The 1,844-nt window shown below is 66.9% G+C and carries 1 protein-coding gene; it reads right to left on the bottom strand.

Annotated elements, in window-relative coordinates; all coding sequences use genetic code 11:
• Positions 1-121: 121 nt before the first annotated feature.
• Positions 122-1,630: an HNH endonuclease signature motif containing protein gene (locus AC2VOG_RS11015; protein WP_486939931.1), complete on the bottom strand. Its 1,509-nt coding sequence runs from the start codon at positions 1,628-1,630 to the stop codon at positions 122-124.
• Positions 1,631-1,844 lie beyond the last annotated feature (214 nt).

Here is a 1,844-nt window from a genome sequence, read left to right on the forward strand (position 1 = left end):
GGCACTCGGGCGACGCTGCTTTCGCATACTAGGTTCTCGCGAAGAAAGCTGCAGACGTCACGGCGGGCAGCCTTGGCGGGGTCCGTAAACCCCGGAGGCGCGCTTGCGCTGTTTCCCCGACTCAGAACGGCGGGGGATCATCCTCGTCGCTGCCGGGCGGGGCCGGACCCAATCGGCTCAGCGACCGAGAGTGACGGGCAGTGCGGGCGCGGTGGTTTCGCTGTCGCTCGGTCTCAACGCGCCGCGCCCGATCGTGGCGACGGGTCCGCCGCCGCCGGGGCATCATGGCTTCCCGGTCGACGCCACGCGCAGCGGGTTCCGTGGTGGGCGGCAGATCCCCGGTGGGGCGACACAGGCCAGGGAAGAACAGGGCGCTGCCGGGGCTGGTCACGTAGGTTTTTCCGGCAGGCGAGCAAAGAATTACGGTGCCGTCGGGCAACTGCTGATCGTGCCAACCCCAGAACGTTTTGACCAGATGATGAAGACGGCAGTAGCACTTCAGGTTCGAAGCATGGGTAGGCCCGCCTTCGGCGAAGGGGACCGTGTGATCGATGTCGCAGTCGAATGCCGGGTGATCGCAGCCTGGCCAGCGACAGGTCAGATCCCGGCACCTGACGAAGTCGGCGAGTCCCTTCGACGGTACGTATCCGGCCTCGGGTGCGGCATCGGCCGGATGGACCAGCGGCGTCACCTTCGCGGCAGCGGCGAGTTCGGTGATCAGTTCGGGTCCAATAAGTCCGTCAGCGCATACCTCGGAGACGAGCGAGCCCGACGTGGCTTGTTCGGCGATGAGGTGAATGACCACAGATTTTGCGGCAGTTGGCTTTCGGGCGGCACAGTCGTCACGTCCACAGCGACAGCTCAGGCGATCAGCCCTGGCCGCCAGCGCTCCCAGCGCATCGGCGCGACGCTGCTCGTGATCGCGTGGATCATGCTCACACACCGTGCGGGCCAACGCAGTAAGTGATTTGTCCAGCGCACGCGCTTCGACAGTCAGCACGCTGCCGTGGATTTCAGACAAGCCCTCGCCGAGGTCGGCGAACCAAACACCACGCTCGGCGCGTCGTTCTGTCCGGCGGCGCACGGCATCGGCGTCTGCCTTGGCGACGATCTTGTCGATCTGGCCGGCCAGCCGGCCGCGGGTCATCGACGGCCACCGCGGCACGGTGACAGCAAGCTGCTCGTCGACGGCCGCGAGCACATCGCGGTCGGTGATCAGATCGGTGCGGTAGACGATCGTGGCGAACGTCCGGTGGTCGATATCACCAGCTCTGAAGACATCCGCCAGCCTCGGCAGGCGCTCACGCATCGCGCGGGCGTACCGCAGCTGACTTGCCGCCAGGCCCTGACTCGTCCGCAGCGCGGCTGCCACCTCGGCGCTGACCGCCGCCTCGGTGTCGACGGCCCAGTCTTCGGTGTCGGAGCAGCGGGTCAACCGGTAGGCGAACAATTCTCCGATGGCCGTCAACGCTGCGGCGGCACCGCGATTCTGCTCGCGCCACGACGTGCCGATCCGATCCAGCAGCGCGGCCGACTCCGTCGTGCGGCTCGGATAGCGCCGCTCGAACAGCTCGTCAAACCGGGCTATGACCTCCGGCGACGATCGCTTCGGCTTACTCGATTCGAACATACTTTCGATTGTACAGATCAGATCCGACGCGGTCGAACCGTCCGGCCGGCAAGATTTCCGCCGGGCTGGGTGTGTTGATCCCGCTCCTCTGCGGGTCGTTCCGACCCGCTTCGTCGCCGGGCTGGGTCGGTCGGCCCCGCTCCTCTGCGGGTCGTTCCGACCCGCTTCGTCGCCGGGCTGGGTGTGTTGATCCCGCTCCTCTGCGGGTCGTTCC

The organism is Mycobacterium sp. TH-M11 (genome assembly GCF_057473725.1).

Excerpts from the sequence above, each read along its gene's own strand:
- AC2VOG_RS11015 (WP_486939931.1), bottom strand. The coding sequence starts at position 1,630 with ATGTTCGAATCGAGTAAGCCGAAGCGATCGTCGCCGGAGGTCATAGCC.